The sequence below is a fragment of the Kribbella sp. NBC_00359 genome (assembly GCF_036097425.1).
Taxonomy (GTDB): domain Bacteria; phylum Actinomycetota; class Actinomycetes; order Propionibacteriales; family Kribbellaceae; genus Kribbella.
Genome location: NZ_CP107975.1, coordinates 6435646 through 6456471 on the forward strand (window position 1 = coordinate 6435646; position 20826 = coordinate 6456471).

At 68.9% G+C, this 20826-nt stretch carries 16 protein-coding genes; 11 read left to right on the forward strand and 5 right to left on the reverse strand.

Going from position 1 to position 20826, the window contains the following annotated elements; translation table 11 throughout:
• The first annotated feature begins 17 nt into the window (after positions 1–17).
• Positions 18–1073 carry a M4 family metallopeptidase gene (locus tag OG876_RS31410; protein ID WP_328520283.1) on the forward strand — a complete coding sequence of 352 codons (1056 nt, stop codon included), beginning with the start codon at positions 18–20 and terminating at the stop codon, positions 1071–1073.
• Between the two features lie 82 nt (positions 1074–1155).
• On the opposite strand, the gene OG876_RS31415 is transcribed toward OG876_RS31410, so the two are convergent.
• Genes OG876_RS31415 through OG876_RS31425 form a run of 3 tightly spaced genes read right to left on the reverse strand, consistent with a single transcriptional unit; the run spans position 1156 to position 4783 of the window.
• On the reverse strand, positions 1156–1875 hold the full coding sequence (locus OG876_RS31415; protein WP_328520284.1) for a DUF4386 domain-containing protein: 720 nt from the start codon (positions 1873–1875) through the stop codon (positions 1156–1158).
• 1 nt (position 1876) lies between these two features.
• Complete coding sequence (locus OG876_RS31420) at positions 1877–2104, reverse strand: hypothetical protein (protein WP_328520285.1); 228 nt, start codon at positions 2102–2104, stop codon at positions 1877–1879.
• A 54-nt stretch (positions 2105–2158) separates the two neighbouring features.
• Positions 2159–4783: a LuxR C-terminal-related transcriptional regulator gene (locus OG876_RS31425; protein WP_328520286.1), complete on the reverse strand. Its 2625-nt coding sequence runs from the start codon at positions 4781–4783 to the stop codon at positions 2159–2161.
• A gap of 108 nt (positions 4784–4891) precedes the next feature.
• Here OG876_RS31425 and OG876_RS31430 point away from each other — a divergent pair, with 108 nt between their 5' ends.
• From OG876_RS31430 to OG876_RS31465, 8 genes are all read left to right on the forward strand, one after another.
• Entirely contained in the window at positions 4892–6715 is a 1824-nt protein-coding gene (locus OG876_RS31430; RefSeq protein WP_328520287.1) for an ABC transporter ATP-binding protein, read from the forward strand.
• Complete coding sequence (locus OG876_RS31435) at positions 6708–8489, forward strand: ABC transporter ATP-binding protein (RefSeq protein WP_328520288.1); 1782 nt, start codon at positions 6708–6710, stop codon at positions 8487–8489. Before OG876_RS31430 ends, OG876_RS31435 begins: the two co-directional genes overlap by 8 nt.
• Positions 8490–8712: 223 nt before the next feature.
• Complete coding sequence (locus tag OG876_RS31440; RefSeq protein WP_328520289.1) at positions 8713–9654, forward strand: ABC transporter ATP-binding protein; 942 nt, start codon at positions 8713–8715, stop codon at positions 9652–9654.
• Positions 9651–11018 carry an ABC transporter permease gene (locus tag OG876_RS31445; protein ID WP_328520290.1) on the forward strand — a complete coding sequence of 456 codons (1368 nt, stop codon included), beginning with the start codon at positions 9651–9653 and terminating at the stop codon, positions 11016–11018. Before OG876_RS31440 ends, OG876_RS31445 begins: the two co-directional genes overlap by 4 nt.
• A gap of 5 nt (positions 11019–11023) precedes the next feature.
• Entirely contained in the window at positions 11024–13768 is a 2745-nt protein-coding gene (locus OG876_RS31450) for a bifunctional YncE family protein/alkaline phosphatase family protein (protein ID WP_328520291.1), read from the forward strand.
• 7 nt (positions 13769–13775) lie between these two features.
• On the forward strand, positions 13776–14645 hold the full coding sequence (locus OG876_RS31455; RefSeq protein WP_328520292.1) for a hypothetical protein: 870 nt from the start codon (positions 13776–13778) through the stop codon (positions 14643–14645).
• Positions 14646–14787: 142 nt separating this feature from the next.
• A complete protein-coding gene (locus OG876_RS31460; protein ID WP_328520293.1) occupies positions 14788–16821 on the forward strand; it encodes a HelD family protein in 2034 nt (677 codons plus the stop codon).
• Positions 16822–16843: 22 nt separating this feature from the next.
• Positions 16844–18115: a hypothetical protein gene (locus OG876_RS31465; RefSeq protein WP_328520294.1), complete on the forward strand. Its 1272-nt coding sequence runs from the start codon at positions 16844–16846 to the stop codon at positions 18113–18115.
• 114 nt (positions 18116–18229) lie between these two features.
• On the opposite strand, the gene OG876_RS31470 is transcribed toward OG876_RS31465, so the two are convergent.
• Positions 18230–18916, reverse strand: a complete 687-nt coding sequence (locus tag OG876_RS31470) for a GAF and ANTAR domain-containing protein (protein WP_328520295.1) — start codon at positions 18914–18916, stop codon at positions 18230–18232.
• Between the two features lie 120 nt (positions 18917–19036).
• Complete coding sequence (locus OG876_RS31475; RefSeq protein ID WP_328520296.1) at positions 19037–19816, reverse strand: DinB family protein; 780 nt, start codon at positions 19814–19816, stop codon at positions 19037–19039.
• A 102-nt stretch (positions 19817–19918) separates the two neighbouring features.
• Between OG876_RS31475 and OG876_RS31480 the strand changes: the two genes are divergently transcribed.
• On the forward strand, positions 19919–20434 hold the full coding sequence (locus OG876_RS31480; RefSeq protein WP_328520297.1) for a hypothetical protein: 516 nt from the start codon (positions 19919–19921) through the stop codon (positions 20432–20434).
• A gap of 53 nt (positions 20435–20487) precedes the next feature.
• Positions 20488–20826 (forward strand): heavy-metal-associated domain-containing protein, encoded by a 339-nt coding sequence (locus OG876_RS31485; RefSeq protein WP_328520298.1) that lies wholly within the window; start codon positions 20488–20490, stop codon positions 20824–20826.

A 20826-nucleotide genomic window follows, 5' to 3' on the forward strand; every position in this document is an offset into this window, starting at 1 on the left:
TCGACACGGAGGCCACGATGGCGTCGAAGGCTTGGATCACGAGTTGCGCTTTGACAGCGAGTGCTGCGTTGGTGCTGGCGATGGGGCTGACGGCTCCGGCCGCCGACGCGAAGCAGCCGCCCGTCGGGACGACCACGGCCAAGGCTCTCGTGTTCATTCCGAACCCGGTCCAGTCCAGCGGCAACGAGTCGCTCACCGACCAGAACGACTCCGCGACCGCGGTCCCGCGCGGTGAGTACTACGAGGTGACGCTGACCGACCTGGACGGTTCCGGCTATCTGAAGGGCACCTGGGCGAACGTGCGCAGTAACACCGGGCCGGCGGCGTACAGCTCGAACGGCACCTATTTCTACGACCGCAGCGACGACCGGTTCGAGCAGGTGATGGCGTACTTCTGGGGTACCGAGACGCAGAAGTACCTGCAGTCGCTCGGATTCGGCAGAGAACTGCTCGCCGTGAACGCCGAGAGCCAGGACTACAAGGTCGATCAGTACGGCGGGGACAACTCGTTCGAGATCGAGAAGCGCGACACGATCACCCTCGGCAAGGGTGGTGTGGACGACGCCGAGGACGGCGAGGTGATCGTGCACGAGACCGGGCACTCGATCCACGCCGCCCAGGTGCCGGGATTCGGGTCGACGCTGGAGTCCGGCTCGATCGGTGAGGCGTTCGGCGACTACTTCTCGGTGACCGTCGGCGACTGGGTCGCGAAGAAGTACGGCGTACCGGTGAAGGAGCCGTTGGCGTGCGTGGCGGACTGGGACTCGACGTCGTACACGTCGACAGTGCCGCATTGCCTCCGTCGTCTGGACGCCGGGAAGCACTACCCGGAGGACGTCGTCGGCGAGGTGCACGCGGACGGTGAGATCTGGTCGCAGGCACTGTTCCAGATCCGGACCGCGCTCGGCCCGACGGTGGCCGACCGGATCATCGTCAACGCCCAGTTCGGCTTCGCCCCGGACACCAGCTTCGCCGCGGCGGCAGGGCAGACGGTCTCGACCGCTCGGTCGATGTACGGCCCGTCTCAGGCTGCTGTGGTACAGAAGGCGTTCGCGGACCGCGGCATTCTCTGACAGGGCGTATCCGCGGCCGCAGCTGGTGAACGAATGAGCCGGACAGTTGCCAATAGCAACTGTCCGGCTCGGGTGGTGGGGGTCAGACGACGGTGGTGCGGAAGCCCTTGACCAGCATGTAGACGCCGACGGAGAGCTCCCAGGCGGCGACGGGGAAGGTCGCGATCGCCGAGAGGCCGGACAGCTGGCTGTTGTGACCGAGAACGGTGAGGACGTTGGCCGTCAACAGCAGCGGTGCGCCGATGAGACCCATCGCGGGGATGAACCGGGGGACCAGCCGGGACCTGTACAGCAGGGTGCCGAGGAGGATGGCGTTGACGGCGGCCATCATGCCGGGACCGAAGAGGAAGGTCCAGTCGCGGACCGCGACCAGGGCCTGGCCGACGGTGGTGAGCGTGGCGGGGTCGGTGCCGGGAGTGCCGGCGACGTCCTGCTGCAGCGTGACGACGGCGAGGAGGCTGACGACGCCGATCATGATGACCGCGGCCTCGAGCAGGCGGGAGGTGACGAAGCCGAGGGCCAGGGACTCCTTCTGCCGCTTCAGGACGGGGAACAGGGCGACGGCGCTGCCGATGCCGGCGAGGGCGTTGACGAAATCGAGGAGACATCCCCACAGCACGCGGGTGTCCTGTCCGGAGCCGTTGATGAAGCTGGGATCGTTCAGCACCGGCGCGATCAGCAGCAGCGCCGGGATCGAGGCGGCGAAGGTCACCAGGTAGAAGATCCCAGCGGCGCGGACGTGGTTCCTGGTCGGATCGGCGGGGGCGATCGTGGTGGTCGTGGTCGGTGCGGTGATGGTCATGTCAGTCTCCTGAGTGCTGGGTCCGCCGGTCGACCGAGAGCAACGGCAGACCGAGATCGCGAAGTCGCTGGAGCAGGCCGTGCAGGGCTGCCTGGTCGGCCACGAGGCCGTGGATGACGGTGGTGCCGTCGGTGTGGTCGGTGAGGGTCATGCCCTCGAACCAGGTGGCCCACCGTGGGTCGAGTCGCCCCTGAAGGCGGATTTCGTACCAAGCTGAGTCGTGGTCCATAGCCGCAAGTTAGGAGCGGGCCTGGTGACCACGCATCACATCATGTGGTGATCTTCAGCGGGTGAGCAGTCCGAGCTGGTGGGCTCGCCGGACCGCCGCACGCCGGTTGTTCACGTCGAGCTTGGTGTAGATGTGCTTGGTGTGGGTGCGCACGGTGTTCAGCGACACCACGAGTTCGCGGGCGATCGACGGACCGTCGAGTTCGCTCGCGAGCAGGCGAAGTACGTCGATCTCGCGATCGCTGAGCGGGTCGACGAGATCCTGCTCGACAGCCGGCTTGCTGACCCGGGCAGGCCGGCGCGCCGCTTCGAGAACCTTGCGAAGGTAGCCCCAGTCGGGTCGGCGCCGATGCAGTGTCGCGAGCAAGGCCACCAGCGGTTGCCCCTCGGCGATGAAGACCCGAACGTATCCCTCGGGCTCGGCAAGGGTGAGTGCTCGTTCCAAGGCGGCCGGATCGCGAGTGGCGAGGGCCTGCAGGACCAGCACCTCGATCAGGGTGCCGATTCGGCCGCCTGCCTCAGTGGCCGCTCGCAACCGTTCGAGGAGCGGTACGGCGTCCCCGTGCCGAGCCAGCAGGATCCTGGCCAACGTCACGTGCTCGTACTCGCGGAGATACGACAACTCGTCGTCGACCGACAGATCTTGCGCCCAGTCCTCAGCCGCGGACACCTCTCCGCGGGCGACCAGCAGTCGGGCGCGGACGGCGGCGATCGGACGGACATCCGGTGAGAAGTCGCCGACGTACACGCGCAGGGCCGCATCCAGCAGGTCCAGTGCGCTGTCGAGATCGCCTTCGGCCTCGCGGATCCGGGCCATCGCGACCCGCCACCGATAAGGATTCTGCGGGAGCTCGGCCTTCGCGCCCAGGTTTTCGCTGCGGCGCAGGTAGTCGCCGGCCGCGTCGAGGTCGCTCCGCTCCCAGGCCAGCCGGCTCAATCCGACGTACATGTCGGCCGTTCCGCGCAGGGCCGGGCTCTCGTGGCCGGCGAGCTCGAGGGCTCGCTCGAACATCGTCTGCGCCTGCCGGAGCCGGCCTCGGGTGATCTCGAGGTCGGCCAGGGTGATCGTGCAGCCGAGGACGTCGGAGATGTGCCCGATCCGTTCGAGGCCCTGGGCGGCGGCGCTGTAGCCGCGATGTGCGGCCTCGAGGTCCCCGCCGGCCCAGGAGGCGAGGCCCGACAGCGCCGAGGCGGCCGAGGTGGTGAGGTGGTCACCGTCGACGGCGCGCTGGAGCGCGAGCCCGGCGTGCTCGATCGTGCCGGCCGGGTCGCCCGCGACGAGGGCGAGCGCGGCCCGGTACGTCTCGATGGCGCCGGGTAGACGCTCGACCTCGCCGCGATCCACAACCACCAGGGCATCGGCAGGTCCGGCCAGCTGTCGCTCGACGTCGTCGAGCCGATCCTCGATACCGTCGAAGTCGTTGCTCGCCATCAACGCCCCGACGAATCCGATCGCCAGGACCGGCCGTCTCCGGACGAGCTCGTCGGGTAGGTCGTCCAGCCAACGCCGGATGGTCGCTTCCTGCCGCTCCCGCCGCAACCCCGGGACGGCAAGTTCAACCAGGTCGGCGGCCCGGTCGAGGTCCCCGGCGGCCACGGCGTGCCGAACGGCCGCGACCGTGTCGCCGGAGTCGGCGTACCACCGGCTGGCGCGCCGATGCAGCTCCGCGACATCGCCGCGTTCCGCGAGCAGATGCGCACGCAGGACGTCGGCGAAGAGGTGGTGGTAGCGATACCACCGCCGATGGTCGTCCAGGGGTACGACGAACAGGTTCTGGCGCTCGAGTGATTCGAGCATCGCCTTGCCCCCGGGCTGTCCGGTCACGGCGTCGCAGAGTGGTCCGGTCAGCCGATCGACCGCGGAGGTCTCGAGCAAGAACCGGCGGACGTTCTCCGGCTGGCGGTCGAGGACCTCCTCGACGAGGTAGTCGACGACGTACCGATCGTCGCCCGCGAAGCCGTCGATGAACCCGGCCGCGTCGCTGCGGCCCTGCAACGACAGAGCTGCCAGGCCGAGCGCGGCGATCCAGCCCTCCGTGCGTTCCTCGAGCGTCGCGATGGCCGTCGCGTCGAGACCCAACCCGGTCACACCGTTGAGATAGGAGCTGACCTCGTCGACCGTGAAGCGCAGGTCGGCGGCGCGAATCTCGACGAGCTCGCCCCGAGCGCGCAGGCGCGCCAGCGGCAACGCGGGGTCGGCCCTCGTGCTGATCAGCAGGTGCAGTTGGGGCGGGAGATGGTCGAGCAGGTACGTCATCCCCCGACTGATCTCCACGCTGTCCGCGAGGTGATAGTCGTCGAGGACGAGGTCCACGTCGTCCGGGAGCACACTCAACTCGTTGAGGACACCCGCGAGGATCGTCTCGATCGGCGTCGGACTCGACTGCAGCACCACAAGAGCGCCCTCGGCCACGCCCGGTGCCGCGCGCTCCAGCGCGGTCAGCACGTACGTCCAGAAGGTGAGGGGATCTTGGTCGCTCTCCTCCAGCGAGACCCACGCCACGCGCTCGGCCGGCCAGGACGAGACCAGCGTCGTCTTGCCGAAGCCGGCCGGGGCTGACACGAGCGTGAGTCCGACGCCGTCCTTCCGCCGCAAGCGGTCGTCGAGACGTGGCCGTGCCACCAGACCCTGGCGAATTCGCGGGCGGTAGAGCTTGGTCTCGACGAGAGGGCCCGCCATCACACCCCATCCCGTTTCGACGTCGTTGAGACGAGGGTAAGCCCGGCGATTGCGGGGCTGGCCGAAACTCGGATGCTTTTGTCGGTGGTCGCCGTTACGGTCGGTTGGGTGCTGACTCTGCTGCGGTACGCCCTGCGGGTGGCACCTGGGAGCACTGCTCTGACGATGGGCCTCGCGGTCCTCGGCTCTGTGCTGGGGATGGGGGTCACGCTGCTCACCGGTCAGGTGGTCGGGGCTGTTCCAGGTGTGATCGACGACGCCCCGGGAGCGATGTCGATGACAGAGTTCGGCTGGCTGCTCGGGGCGCTGCTGACGGTCTTCGTCCTGGAGAGCCTGACCCCCGCGATCCACCGGGTGGCCTCGCTGATCATGGACGCGGCGCTCGTCCGGGAGATCGGCACCGGCATCACCGAGCCGCTGCTCCGTCCGCGCCGGGTCACGCACCTCGAGGACTCCGAGGTGCTGGACGTTCAGGATCGGGCCAAGGGCAAGGGCGGTTTCCATCTCGCGCAGGGCCTGGCGAATCTGCCCTGGCTGATGGCCAGCCGCGTGACCCTGGTCGGTTCCGCGGTCATCGTCGGCGTGATGTTCTCCTGGTGGGTCGCCGGGATGCTCGTCGCGGTCACCGCCTTGCTGGAGTGGTACGGCGGCCGCCTGATCGAGCGCGAGATCGACGTGTGGTGGGGCAACACCGAAGAGCAGCGGCGGGCGAACTACCTGTTCGACCTCGGCATGCGCGATGCGCCCAAGGAGCTCCGGGTCTTCGGACTGCATGATTGGCTGGTCCAACGCTACGTCCGCGAGTGGACCGCGGGCTTCCGCGCGGTCTGGGACCGGCGCGGCAAGAACGTGAAGTGGTCGGTCCTGACCGGCGGTCTGCACCTGGCGGCCAACGGGCTCGCGATCCTCCTGGTCGGCCGGGCCGCACTCGACGGCGACCTGCCCCTGACCCAGGTCGCCACAACCGTCCCGGCGATCCTCGCCATCGGGGTGTCCAGCAACGGGTACGGCGTCGTCCAGGTGCGGCGCGGGTTGTCGGCGTACCGGGCGATGAAGGATCTGCCCGGCACGATCGCCGACCGCCACCCGGAGCCGGCCGCGGTCAGCAGCCATCGCATCGAGACCATGCCGGCGCGGGAGATCCGTTTCGAGAACGTCAGCTTCCGTTATCCCGGCTCGGACGTGGACGTGCTGCGCGACCTCGACCTCACCATCCACGCGCACGAGGCGCTCGCGCTCGTCGGCGTCAACGGCGCCGGCAAGTCCACGCTGGTGAAGCTGCTCGGTGGCGCGTACCGGCCGACCAGGGGCCGGATCATGGTGGACGGCGTGGACCTCGCGGAGCTCGACCTGACCGCCTGGCAGCGGCGGATCGCCGCGATCGTGCAGGACTTCCTGCGGTTCCCGTTGTCGGTGACGGACAACGTCGTGTTCGGTGCGGTCGAGCGGGCCGGTGACGACATCACCCTCGCCAAGGTCGCCCGCGAGTCGGGCATCGACGAGGTCGTGCGCGGACTGCCGGCGGGCTGGGACACGGTGCTCGACAAGACGTTCGACGGCGGTGTCGACCTGTCCGGCGGGGAGTGGCAACGGATCGCGCTGGCCCGAGCGCTGTTCGCCGTCCATGCCGGGGCCGGGGTGCTCGTGCTGGACGAGCCGGCGGCCGCGCTCGACGTCCGGGCCGAGGCCGAGCTGGTCGAGCGGTACCTCGAGCTCACGTCCGGGGTGGCGTCCCTGATCATCTCGCACCGGTTCTCGGTGGTCCGCAACGCGCACCGGATCTGCGTGCTGGCCGACGGGCGGATCGTCGAGGACGGCACGCACGAGCAACTGCTCGAGCACGGCGGGACGTACGCCGCCATGTTCCGGCTGCAGGCCGAGCGGTACGTGACGGCGCCGGAAGACCCGGAGAGCGAGGCCGTCGATGCGTAGCCTGCGGATCCTCTGGCTGTGGCTCGCCACGTCCTTCCGGGCCGCGCCGGGGCTGATGGCGATGTCGACCGTGCTCGTCGCGGCGCGGGCGATCACGGCGCCCTTGCAGACGTACGGCGTCAGCCGGCTCGTCGACGGGATCGCGGCCGACCAGTCGAGCACGATCGCCCTGGGCATCGGCATCATCGTCGGCGGTCTCGCGGTCTCGTTCGTGGCCGACGTCGTGGGCTGGCCGCTGCAGGACACCGCGCAGGAACGGATGGCTGGTCGCGTCCACGCCGACCTGCTGGATGTGACGACGGGTGTTCCCGGGCTGTCGCATCACGAGCGACCGGACGTGGCCGACCGGCTGGAGCTGGTCCGCGAGCGCGCGTGGCGGATGGGCGTCGGCGCCGAGGTGCTGCTGTGGGCGTTCGCGACGGTGACGAACACGGCGACCGTGCTCACCCTGCTCGGCTCGGTGAACCCATTGCTCCTGATTCTCCCGTTGCTCGGGGCGACGCGGATCTGGTCGGCGTACCTGAGCAGCACGCGGCAGCAGAAGGCCTGGGAGGACTCGCTGCCGCAGGAGCGCCTGGTCGACCGGCTGATCGAGGTGGCGAAGGACCCACGGACAGGGCTGGAGCTGCGCGTCTTCGGACTCGGGAAGGTCCTGCTGGACAAGATCTTCGCGCTGCAGACGGAGCGGTTCCAGCGCCGGGTCGCGGCGGCGCGCTGGGGTGGGAAGGTCGACGGCGTGGTGCGCCTGGTCTTCGGTCTTGCGTACGCCGCGGCCGTCGTGTGGATCATCGCCCGGGCGAGGGACGGGCTGCAGACCGCGGGCGACGTCGTCCTCGTGCTGTTGCTGGCGCCGCAGGTGGATCAGATGACCGGCGGCATCGCGCAGAACGTGTACTGGGTCGGCGAGGTGGTTCGGAGCTTCAGCCGGTACGACTGGTTGCGCGAGTACGCGAAGGAGAATGCGTGGCAGGAGAGTGTCACGCCGGCGCCGGCCCGGCTGAGGTCCGGCATCGAATTGCGGAACGTCGGATTCTCCTATCCTGGCTCGGATTCCGCCGTACTGAGCGCGATCGATCTCACCGTGCCCGCGGGATCGGCCGTCGCGCTGGTGGGGGAGAACGGCGCCGGCAAGACGACGCTGGTCAAGTTGCTCGCGCGGATGTACGACCCGACCACCGGACGCATCCTGGTCGACGGCGTCGACCTGGCGACGATCTCGCCGGACGCGTGGCGGTCGCAGCTGTCGGCAGGCTTCCAGGACTTCGTGAAGTTCGAACTGACGGCGGGTCTGGTCGTCGGGATCGGCGACGTCGAGCGGGCCGGCGACGAGGCCGCCGTCCGGGCTGCGATCGCGCGAGGTGACGCGGAGTCGGTGATCGCCGGACTGCCGCGCGGGCTGGATACGCAACTGGGCAAGAAGTTCACCGACGGCGTCGAGCTGTCCGGCGGCCAGTGGCAGCGGCTCGCTCTCGCCCGGGCCTTCATGCGCGAACGCCCTCTCCTGCTGCTCCTCGACGAGCCGACCGCGGCGCTGGACCCCGAGGCCGAGCACCGGCTCTACGAGCAGTACGCCGCGGCCGCCCGGATCGCGGCCACCGAGACGGGAGGTATCACCGTGCTGGTCTCCCATCGCTTCTCGACCGTCCGGATGGCCGACCTGATCGTTGTCATGCACAACGGTCGCGTCGAGGAGGTCGGCCCCCACGAACACCTGCTCGCCGCCGGCGGCCGCTATGCCGAACTGTTCGAACTGCAGGCTCGCGCCTACCGATAAAACGCCACTCCGGCGCGGGTTGAAACTTACGCTTGATGGGTATTCCACCGAAGGGAAGTTTCGCGGCGACGCCTGCTGTACCTCGCCGGGGGGACTTCTGAGAGCCGGCTGAGAGCGTGGTGAAGGGGTCGCCTCCCGTTCGTCAATCGTTCACCGCCGGTTCCTGCCCAACGTTGTATTCCTTTCTAATGTTTCTCCGTCAGGTAACACCGAGAAGGGAACCATGGACACACCCCCTGCAGTGCGGGCTCGCGGAATCGTCAAGTGCTTCGGTGAGGTGGTCGCCCTCGACGGCATCGATCTGGACGTGGCGCAGGGACAGCTCCACGGATTGGTCGGGCCGAACGGTGCGGGCAAGACGACGTTGCTCGGTCTCCTGCTGGGACTGGCCGTCGCCGACAGCGGCAGCTTGGAGATCCTCGGTACGCCGGTCGGCCGGGCGCTCGCCGTCCCCGAGGGCGTCGCGGGATTCGTCGACGGTCCTGGTCTCTACCCATCGCTGACAGCCAAGCAGAACCTCGCCGCCCTGGCCGCTCTCCGCGGCGACGACGCACCGACGATGGGCATCGACGACGCGCTTGACCAGGTCGGGCTGACCGACGTCGCCGACGACAGGGTCCGTGGCTTCTCCCTCGGCATGCGTCAGCGCCTCGGCCTCGCCGCCGCGCTTCTCACCAAGCCACGCTTGCTCGTGCTCGACGAACCGTCGAACGGCCTCGACCCCGCCGGCAAGAAGCATGTGTACGGCGTCCTGACCCGGCTCGCCGCCGACGGGACCGCTGTGGTGCTCTCGAGTCACCGGATGGACGACGTCGAGGCACTGTGCTCGGACGTCACGATCCTGGCCACCGGACGAGTCGTCTTCTCCGGCCCGATGACGAAGCTCGCCACCGAGAGCCGGGAGCTGGACTACCGGCTCGTCACCTCCGACGCCGACGCCGCCCACCGGCTGGCCGGTGAGACGGCCGGGATCAGGATCGTCGACGACAGCGGCATACGGCAAGGCGCCGAAATGTTGGTGGTCTCGGCTTCGGTGCCGGCCTTGGACGAGCTCGTCAAAGGCCTCGTGCACTCGGGGGTCGCGGTGCGCGAGCTCGCACCGGTCGTGTCGCCACTAGAAGCAGCGTTCCTCGACCTCACCGAACAGCAGGAGTCGGACCGATGACCGCCACCGTCGCCGAAGCCACCAAGGAAGCTGCGGCTCCCGTCGCCTGCAGCGTCTCGGTCCCGCGCGCCTACCGCTTCGAGTTGGTCAAACTGCTCTCGCAGTGGCGCGTGCGCCTGCTGATCGTCGCCTGCTGGCTCGCGCCGGCGCTCTTCGTCGCGGTCATCAGCCAGCAGGCCTCGCTCCCGGTCGACACCCTGTTCGGCCGCTGGATGCACGCGACCGGTTGGGCGGGACCGCTGGTGATCCTCGGCTTCTCGGGATCCTGGGCGCTTCCGCTGCTCACCTCGCTGATCGCCGGTGACGTGTTCGCCTCCGAGGACCGGCTCGGCACCTGGCGCCATCTCCTGGTCGCGGTGCGATCGCCGCGACGGATCTTCGTGTCGAAGGCACTGTCCAGCCTCACGGTGATCGTGGTGCTCGTGATCGGGCTGGTGTGTTCGAGTACGATCAGTGGGCTCGTTGTCGTCGGCAACCGATCCCTGAACGGCCTCGACGGCCACCTGCTGTCGCCGGGAGACGCGGCCGGAAGAGTCCTGCTCGCCTGGGCCTGCGCACTCGCCCCGACCCTGGCTCTCGCCGCGATCGGCCTGCTCGGGTCCGTCGCGCTGGGCCGGTCGCCGATGGGCCTGCTGCTGCCTGCCGTGGTCGCCCTCGCGATGCAGATCGTTCAACAGCTCCCGGTCCCCGTCGCGATCCGCTACGCACTGCCCGGCTACGCCTTCATCAGCTGGAACGGCCTGTTCACCAGCCCGGCACAACGCGGACCACTGCTGATCGGCATCGCGGTCAGTCTGGTGTGGGTCGTCGTCGCGACCGCCCTGGCCTACTTCCTGTTCGTACGGCGTGACTTCACCAACCCGGTCCACGACGGGTCCGGCCGGCTGGCGATCACCGCCGGCCTGCTGCCGCTCGTCGTACTGTTCGGCCTCACCGCCGGGGTGCTGGCCCCGGTGGCCGGGGTCGGCTCCGGGATCGACCAGGACAAGGTGCAGCGATCGGTCGCCACGTCGTTCGCGCACCTCTATCGCCTGCAGACCAAGCAGCTCAACCGACCTGACGTCACCGAGGCGCAACTCCAGACCTCGGCTGCCTGCACCAAGGGCGGCGACCAGGTCGCCGCCGTCGGTGCCGGCAACGACTGGCGTTGCGTCGTGAGCTGGCACATCCCTGGTGTCGAAGCGGCCGGTTCGGCCATCTACCAACTCGACATCAACCCGCTCGGACGGTACGTCGCCGACGGGGACGGACCGAAAGAAGTCAACGGCTTCTTCCTGGTCCGGACCTCGGCAGGCGACGAACCGAATCCGCTCTGGCAGTTCGACGGCAACATCGAACTGCTTCCGTCCACCCCGAAGGGATAAACCCCATGCAGGTAACACGCCGCCGCAGGCGTGACGAGAAGGGCTTCACCACCCTTCTTCGCCGCCGCATACCACTGGTCACGGCGGGGACGACCGCTGTCGCCGTGGCCCTAGCCGGCACTGCAGTCGCCTCCACCCATCAGTTCGGCTACGATCAGGTCGGCCAGGTCACCGACAAGGGCCAGGTCGTGTCGGCCGACCAGTACATCAAGCCGTTGGGCGATCGCCTTCTTCTCCAGAAGGGCAAGATCATGTCGTCCACGGTCAGCGCGGACGGCAGCCACATGGCCGCGTCGGTGACCGACGGAGGGATGGCGCTGGCGATCATCGACCTGAAGAACTGGAAGGTCCAGCAGTACATCGGGAACAACGCCGCCGCCGACCTGAGGATCCCCGGGAACGACGTCGGCCAGGAAGGCCCGACCTACTCGCCCGACGGGTCGCAACTGTGGCTCGGCCAGGCCGACGGCTACCGCAGGTTCACGGTGAACCCGGACGGCTCGCTCGCCAACCCGACGTTCGTCACGATCGCCGCGGACGGCGCGAAGCGCGCGCTGGTCGGCGAGGCGGTGTTCTCGGCCGACAGCTCCACGGTGTACTCCGCGGTGAACGGCCAGAACCGCGTGGTCGCGATCGACACGGCGACCGGCACCATCAAGCAGAGCTGGGCCGTCGGCAACGCGCCGCGTGACATGGTCGTGGTCGGCAACAAGCTGTACGTGAGCAACGAGGGCGGCCGCCCGGCGAAGCCTGGTGACCCCACGATCAACTCCTACGGCACCCAGGTCGTGGCCTCCCAGATCACCGCTGCCACCATCACCGGTACGGTCAGCGTGATCGACCTGGCGAACCCGTCCGCCGCGCCCGCGAGCATCGATGTCGGCCTGCACCCGACCGCGATGTACGCCAAGAACGGCGTCGTGTTCGTCACCAACACCGCCACCAACAATGTGTCGGTCATCGACACCGCGCGCGGCAAGGTCGTCCAGACCATCGCCACGCAGCCCTGGCCGGAGGCGTCGGTGGGCTACGAGCCCGACGGTGTGACGCTGACCGACGACGGCCACCTGCTGGTGTCGCTCGGCCGCGCCAACGCAGTCGCCGTCTACAAGTACCGCGACCCGCTCGAGCCGGTCAGCTACGTCGGTCTCCTGCCGACGGACTACTTCCCGGCCGAGCTCGCCACCGTCGGCAAGCAGATCGTGGTGTCCAACACCCGCGGCGTCGACGCCCGCCGGGACACGACCGCTGCCGGGCACAGCACGCACGACACCACGTCGAGCCTGACCCGGTTCACACTGCCGGACGACCACGCCATCGGCAAGTTCACCGCCACGGTGTTCCAGCAGAACGGCTGGACCAAGGGTTCGGCCCAGGCCGCCACGGACAAGGGCCACCGCAACCCGGTACCGGTTCCGGCCAAGCTCGGCGACCCGTCGACGATCAAGCACGTGTTCATGATCGTCAAGGAGAACCGGACGTACGACCAGGTGTACGGCGACATCCCCGAGGGCAACGGCAACCCGGCGCTGACGCAGTACGGCGAGAACGTGACCCCGAACCAGCACGCGATGGCCAAGCAGTTCGGGCTGTACGACAACACCTACGACATCGGCACCAACTCGGCCGAGGGGCACAACTGGCTGATGCAGGCCGACAACCCCGAGTACAGCGAGTCCTCGGCCGGTGAGTACATCCGGACCTACGACACCGAGAACGACGCGCTCGGACACCAGAAGAGCGGCTTCATCTGGACCGGTGCGCAGGCGGCGGGCAAAACCGTCAAGGACTTCGGCGAGTTCCAGTCGATCGAGAGCAAGCCGGCCGGCGCGACCTGGCAGAATCTGTACTGCGACACCAAGAACATGCAGGCGACCGGTCAGGACACCGCCTACCCGATCACGGTCGGTTCGGCGATCCCGTCGCTGAACGCCGTGTCGGTGCAGGGCTTCCCGCAGTTCGATCTGAACGTCCCGGATATCTACAAGACCGAGATCTGGAAGAAGGACTTCGAGAAGAACGGACCGGCCAACTTCAACATGTTCTGGCTGTCCAACGACCACACCGGCGGCCCGAACAGCGGCCCGGCCGGAGTGGCCGACAACGATCTCGCCACGGGCCGGATCGTGGACGAGATCTCGCACAGCAAGTACTGGAAGGACTCGGCGATCTTCGTCGTCGAGGACGACTCCCAGGCGGGTCTCGACCACGTCGACGGTCACCGCGCGCCGATCCAGATCATCAGCCCGTACGCCCAGCACGGTGTAGTGGACAGCCACTACTACACCCAGATCACGATGATCCGCACGATCGAGCAGATCCTCGGGATCCAGCCGATGAACCAGAAGGACACCGCGGCCACCCCGATGTTCGGCGCGTTCACGCAGAAGCCCAACTTCGCGCCGTTCACCGCCGTCCCCAACCGGACGTCACTGACGGCCGGTCTGGCCACGCCGCCGCCCTGTGGCGTGGATGTCCCCGCGGCGCAGAACCCGAACGCCGCGCCAGTTCCGAAGGCGACGGTCCCGGCTCACCAGCAGGCGGTCGCCGCGCAGTGGGAGGCGTGGCTGGCCCAGCAGCGGACCACCGGTCCGAACGCGAAGGCCGACTTCGCCAACCCGGCGCAGATGAACCACTTCGACTGGTACCAGGCACACGACTGGTCCACGCCGTACCCGGGTGAGAGCAAGATCGTCGCTCCCGCCGATGTGCCGGGCGCGGTGATCCCGTCGGCCGAGAACGACGGCTGACCCTGCAATGACGGACCGATCGCGCCGGGCGTCGGGCCGGATCGAGCAACCTACCGATCCGGCCGACGTCCGGGCGGTCGGGTACGGCCCCGGCGATGTGGTGCAAGTGCCGGAGCGGTACGCCGAGCTGCCCGTCCACAAGGAGAAGTCGGGACGGGCGGATCACTGGAACGACAACCTGTCCGCACCGGAGCCGTCGTCGGTCTACGTGGTCGACGACCGCTACCTGTACGCGACGGACAAGGCCGGCCAGGTCACCCATGCCGAAGGGTGGCTCGGCTGGCTGCCGTTGGCGCCGGATGGAGGAGACCTGGCAGGCGCTGCGGGCCGCCGGCATCCAGGTGCACGCCGCCATCGATGTCCGGCACCAGAACGGTACGTCGCGCCGCCCGTCGGCCCGGACCGTCGTCGACCGGCACGAGGGCCGGCGATCCCCACGGCGTATCTTCAAGGAGACCAAACCGCCGGCCCGAGGACGCGAATGAGCGAGATCGGCACCATCGACGCGATCGCCCGTGCGCTGACCGCCGGGCTGCCCGCAGGCTGGCGCGAGGTGAGCGCGGTCTACCGGGCCACAGTGCCGTACGCCGAACTGGATGCGACCCTGGTCGGCCCGAATGGTGAGCCGACGCAGCTCGACCCGCTGCCCGACGGGCTCGAGGACCTCTTCGAGGCCCTGCGGCGACAGATGTACCAGCCGGGCAAGGGCGCGTGGCTGACCGCGTACGTCGGCGTCACCGCGGACGGCCGGTTCACGACCGACTTCGACTACGACCATGAACCTGCCTGGTCGATCCCTGTCGACGCGGGCATCTACGCCGCCGACCTCGCCGAGTTCCCGCGGGACGACCAGTACATCCCGGACTGGTTGCGTTAATTCGGTGGCGGGCTGCCAGGGCCGCTGGTAGCGTCCTCGACCTGTCTTTTCGGGATCGAATCGAACCGGATGGTTGTGCTCCGGGGCGGGACCCTGCTGATCGTCCCCATCCGAAGCTCTCCACGATTCGAGGCTCTCTCCGATGGCCGAACCAGAACTCGACACCGAACGCGCCTTCCTCGCCACGGCCCGCACCGCGCTCGCCCGGATGTACCAGGAGGTGGAGGCTCGCGACGTCCCGCTGATCGGCGGCGAGGACAACGACGAGCGCTTCACCAACGAGGCCAACGAGCGTGCCAAGAAGATGCGCACGCAGGCCTTGCTCGATCTCCCCGACGTGCCGTTGTTCTTCGGCCGGATCGACTATGAGGCCGGGACGATCGAGGACCTGGACCAGATCTACATCGGTCGCCGGCACGTGCACGACGGCAGCGGGGTCCCGCTGGTGATCGACTGGCGGGCGCCGGTCTCGGTGCCGTTCTACCGGGCGACCCGCAGCGACCGGCAGCGGGTGCTGATGCGCCGCCGGTACGGCTTCTCCGATCACGCGGAGCTGACCGGCTTCGAGGACGAGCCGCTGATCGGCACGGTCGAGACCGATCAGGCCGACGCGTTCCTGCGTGCCGAGATCGAGCGGCCGCGCACCGGGCCGATGCGCGACATCGTCGCCACGATCCAGCCGGAGCAGGACGACCTGGTCCGCGCGGCACTGCATCCGTCCGTGTGCGTCCAGGGTGCGCCCGGCACCGGGAAGACGGCCGTCGGCCTGCACCGCGTGGCGTACCTGCTCTACACCGAACGGGAGCGGCTGAGCCGCGGCGGTGTCGTGATCGTCGGGCCGAACCGCTCCTTCCTGTCGTACATCCGCAAGGTCCTGCCGGCGCTCGGCGAGGTCGACGTACGGCAGATCATCATCGAGGAGCTGATCAGCCGGCCGGCCGCGGCGGTGGACGCAGTGGAGGCCGAGCGGGTCAAGGGTGACGCCCGGATGGCCGAGGTGCTGCATCGGGCGTTGTGGTCGTACGTCGGTACGCCGACCGAGGGAGTCCTTTACAGCAAGGGATCCCGGCGCTATCGGGTGCACGACTACGAGGTGGTCGACATCGTGTCCGACCTGCGCGAGTCGACCAGGTACGCGCCGGGGCGGAACGCGCTGGCGCAGCGGATCGCGCATGTCGTCCTGGTCCGGATGGAGCAGCGCGCCGAGTCGCCGGACGACCGGGTGCAGAACGCCGTGGCCCGCTCGAAGCCCGTGAAGGAACTGATCGACGCGGTGTGGCCACGCGTCGCACCCGAGCAGGTGCTGCACCGGCTGCTGTCCGATGCCGACTTCCTCGGGCGCGTCGCAGGCGACCTGCTGACGGAGGACGACCGTACGGCGTTGCTGTGGCCCAAGCCGCCGCGTTCGTGGAAGTCGGCGAAGTGGTCGTTCGCCGACACCGTGCTGCTCGACGAACTCGAGGACCTGATCGAGCGCCGTACCGGTTCCCTCGGCCATCTCGTCCTGGACGAGGCACAGGACCTGTCGGCGATGCAGTTGCGCGCGCTCGGCCGGCGATGCCGCACCGGCTCGGCCACGGTCCTGGGGGACCTGGCCCAGGCAACCACCGCGTGGGCCGCCGGCTCGTGGGACCGGGTCCTCGGTCATCTCGACAAGTCGGACGCCGTGGTCGCCGAACTCGACCGCGGCTTCCGCGTCCCGGCCCAGATCATCGACTTCGCGGCCAAGCTCCTCCCACAGATCGCTCCCACCCTCGGCATCCCGAGCGGCGTCCGGACCGTCGCCGATGCGCTGGCCATCGTCGAGACCGACGAGCACTCCTTCGCCGACGAGCTCGTTGCCGCGTGCAAGACCGCCCTGGCCGGCGAAGGCTCGGTGGCGCTGATCGCAGCCGACGACCAGATCTCCCACCTCCGCGACGCCCTCGCCGCCGCCGGCCTGGAGCCGGCTCTCCTCGGTGAGACCGAGGACGAGATGGACACCACCAGACTGGTCTGCGTCCCCGCCACCCTGGCGAAGGGTCTCGAGTTCGACGCCGTCGTCGTCGCCGAACCAGCCCAGATCGTCGCCGCCGAACCCCGCGGCCTGCACCGCCTCTACGTCATCCTCACCCGAGCCGTCAGCCGCCTTCACATCGTCCACGCCCAGCCGCTTCCGAACCCCCTCAGCCGATAGCGTTCTCCGGAAGGAGGTGGGCATGGCCAGTGGGCTGGGGATTGTCGGGCTGATCGTTGTGCTGCTGGTGGCGGCGGGGGTGGCCTGGGGGATCGTCGCGCTCGTACGCCGGCAGCAGTACATCCGGTCGTTGCGGGATCGGGGCTGGACGTTCGTGAACAGCCCCACGTTCGATGCGGTGGCCAGGCTGGGGAATCCGCCCTTCGGGATCGGCTTCCGGCGGACGCCGGACGATCAGATCACCGGGCTGACCAGCGGTGGCCGGCCGTTCCAGGTGATCGAGTACAGCTCCGAGCACTGGTCGGGCTGGGTCGGGATGGTCGGCCTCTCCCGCCGGCTGCCCGAGCTGTGGATCACCGGTGGTGAGACGCAGCCGCGGTACGGCGTCCTGGCGACCGGCGTACCGTCTCCGGCGCAGCTCGGACCGGGTTGGCAGATCGGTGCGATGGACCCGGCGTTCGCCGCGGCGGCGTTGACCCCGCAGCTGTGTGGGCAGCTGAGCGCAATGGCAGCGGGCCAGCCTTGGGTGAACTTGAGCGTCGACGGCGACCAACTGGTGGTGCTCGACCCGCCGCGCAAGGACATCGATCGCCTCGGACCCTGGCTGGAGCAGCTCGCCACGGTCGCGGCCGCGATCGACGCTGCGCCCTTGGATGGCTGGATCGAGCCGGAGCGCCCGCCGCGGTTGACGTTCTACCAGCACCCTGAGTGGTACTGGATCGACGTCGACGACAGCCTGCTGCAGTTCACCCCGGTGACGCGGTCTGGCCACGACCACCGCACCAGCGACGTGGTCCGGGGTCGCGACGGTGACGGACCGCCGTTCGTCGCGTTCACGCACCATTGGAAGACCACCCGGACGGAGAGCTACACCGACAGCGAGGGCCGGAGTCAGACCCGGACCGTGGTCGAGAACCACAGCGAGCCGATCCTCGGGTTCCAGTTGCCGGCCCGGATGCCGTGGATCCAGGTCGCGCGGCGCGGGTTCAGCCGTGGGATCAGCTTCGAGAGCGAGGCGTTCAACGACCAGTTCGCGGTCACCGCGCAGGACACCAAGTTCGCGTACGACGTCATCCATCCACGCCAGATGGAGTACCTGATGGCGAACCCGCCGGCGTCGTTCCGGATCGCGGACGACTGGGCGTGGTTCTCACCGGGCGTGCACAGCCAGCCGGCGATCGCCCACAGTTCGCTCTTCGTGCACGGCTTCCTGGCCCGCATCCCGCGGTTCGTCTGGCGGAACCTCGGTCTCGCGGACGCGCCGTACGCGGCTCCGGTGCCGCAGCGGTCGTGAAGATGGGCCCCGGTGCTGTTTTCCTTCAACACCGGGGCCCTGAACGGCTCAAACCCCCGAGAGCTCGGGTCGTCCTGAACCTCCGGTGCCCGGTCGGCGCCGGAGTATTCGGGCTCAGCGCGGGAGTTTGCGAGTATCGACCAGTTCCTGCGCGACGTCGCGGAGTTTGCGGTTGGTGTCCTGGGAATAGCGCTTGAGCACCTCGAACGCGCGGTCGCCGTCGAGGTCGTAGCGTTCCATCAGGATCCCCATCGCCTGTCCGACGAGCTTGCGGGCGTCGATGGCCTGCGCCATGGAGGCGTCGTGGCGTGCGGAGGCGATCGCGACCGAGGCGTGCCGGGCGAGGATGTGAGCGATCGCGACGTCGTCGGTGTCGAACGCGTCCGGCTGGTCGCTGTACAGACTGAGCACTGCCTGCGCGTGCCCGGCCAGCATCAGCGGCACGTGCATCGCGGACCGGATCCCCGCGGTCGCGACCTCGTCGGCCCAGCGCGGTGACCAGCGGGTCTCGGCTGCTGTGTCGGGGATCAGCAGCACGTTCTGCTGGTCGATGGCGGTCAGGAGTGGCCCGGTGCCCTCCTCGATCTGCTGCTGGTAGAGGTCCGCCAGCTTGGGGTCGGTGAGTGCCATCAGCTCCAGTCGCCGTCTGTGCGCGACGAGAACGACGGAGGCGTGCTTGCACCGGACCGCCTGGCGGGCGAACTGCACCACCGCTTCGACGGTCTCTTCGACCCCCTCGAGGTCGTGCAGGTCAAGAGCGAACTGGCCGAAGGTTTCGGCCGACGACTGATCCAAGGACATGGTGACTCCCAGGGGTCGCAGACACGGGCGCACCCACCTTCTGGAGCGAACCCAGGCACCATGATGCACCGCGACCCCCCGGACGCGCGACACCCGCCCCCTGGACCGTGTCGGCCCGGCTCAGCGGGCTTCGAGGACGGCCAGGTCGCGGTCCGCGAAGCGGTAGTGCTCGATGGCCTCGTCCATCAGGACCGCGAGGCACTCGGCCACCGCCCGAGGCTCTTCGGGGTAGCCGGGCGCCGGGGTGCGCACGCACTCCCGGCCGAGGTCGGCGTCGGTGAGGCCGGCGAGGGTCCGGCGTACCAGCTCCGCCCGATCGGCATACAGGCTGAGGACTTCGGCGTACGACGGCGCCGCGTCAAGGTCGATGCCGAGGGCAACGGCGTCCTTGTCGGCGTACCAGGACTGGGCGACGCCGAGCGGGTGGTAGGGCCGCTCCTGGTCGAGGACGGTGCGGCTGAACCAGGCGTCGGTGATGAAGACGAGGTGGCGCAGGGTCTCGACGAACGACCACTCGCCGTCGACCCGCTCGTGCCGGGCGGGCTCGGGCAGGCGTTCGGCGCGGGCGATCGCCTCCGACCAGAGCCGTTCGACGGTGTCCCACATCGCGCGGAACCCGTCGGCGTCCCGGACCTCGCGGAGCTGCACGCGCTCCGGGTGGCGGCGGTCGAGTTCGGCGTCGACGTACTCGGTCACGTCGATGCCGTTGACGACGAGCCGCTCGACGTACCCGGAGATGTCGACGTCCACCAGGCACCCGTCGACGACCTTGATCCCGGACAGGTCGCAGTCGGTGAAACGCGCGCCGCGCAGGTCCGCGACCCGGAACTCCTGACCACGAAAGGCATCGGTCTCTTCACCGCCACCTGAGAACCGGTGCGGTCCGTACTGAGCGTCCATCGGCACAGTCAACCACCTGACACGCGGTGGAACCACGAACCGCGCGATGGCTTTCTAGACTTGGGAGCAGATCGCGACGCCTGCTGGGGAGGTACGCCGGGAATGCCTGCCCGCTACGATCGCGCCGCCGCGGCCCGGGTGCTCGCCGAGGTCGCCGGCGCCGGCGTGTTCGGACCGCGGGAGTCGCTGTCGCTTGGACCGGCGGCGCGGATCGAGCCCGAGATCGTCCCGCTGGTCGCCGCACCGGGCAGTCATCTCACTGCGGTGCAGTTGGACTATCTGCAGACCCGGATGCGACCGTGTCCCGCCGACTTGGTGACGAGTGCGGCGTACGGCGTGAGTTGGCGGGACAGCGGTGGTGTGGCGAATGTTGCGCACTGTGGTCCGCTCGGGCCGGTGGTCCCGATCGTCGCACGGGAAGCGACGCTCGCGATGTGGCGTGCGCTGGCCGCCAACGAGGACATCGTACGCGCGGCGCAGTCGTTGTCCGGTGTGGCGCGAGACGTCATGGCCGCGACGACGACGGACAAGGATCCGGTCGAGATTCTCCGCGTGGGCGTCGACACCACGGCACGCGCCTTGGTGCAGCACGCTTACCTTGCCGACCAGATGCGCTGACTCAGCAGTACGAGTTGTTGCCCGCGGGGGAGCAGCCGCGATGCCTGGCCAACATGTCGGTGGCGGGATCGCGGCTGCTGCCAGGCGTGGTGGACACCTTCGTCGAGACATTCGTCCGGCTGCTCGACCTGGTGGAGGTCGCCGGCACATCCGATCCGGAGGAGGAAGTGGACGTGGATACTCCCGACGAGGTGTTCGAGGTGCCGGACATGACGTGCTCGCACTGCACGAACACGATCACCGGTGTGCTCGAGGAGCTCGGGGTCCAGGTGACGGGGATCGACCTCGAGACCAAGCAGGTGGTCGCGGCGTTCCCGACGGCCGAGATCCGCGAGCAGAGCTTCGAGGCGATCCGGGGCCGCGGCTACACCGTCGTACCCCGAAGCGCCTGA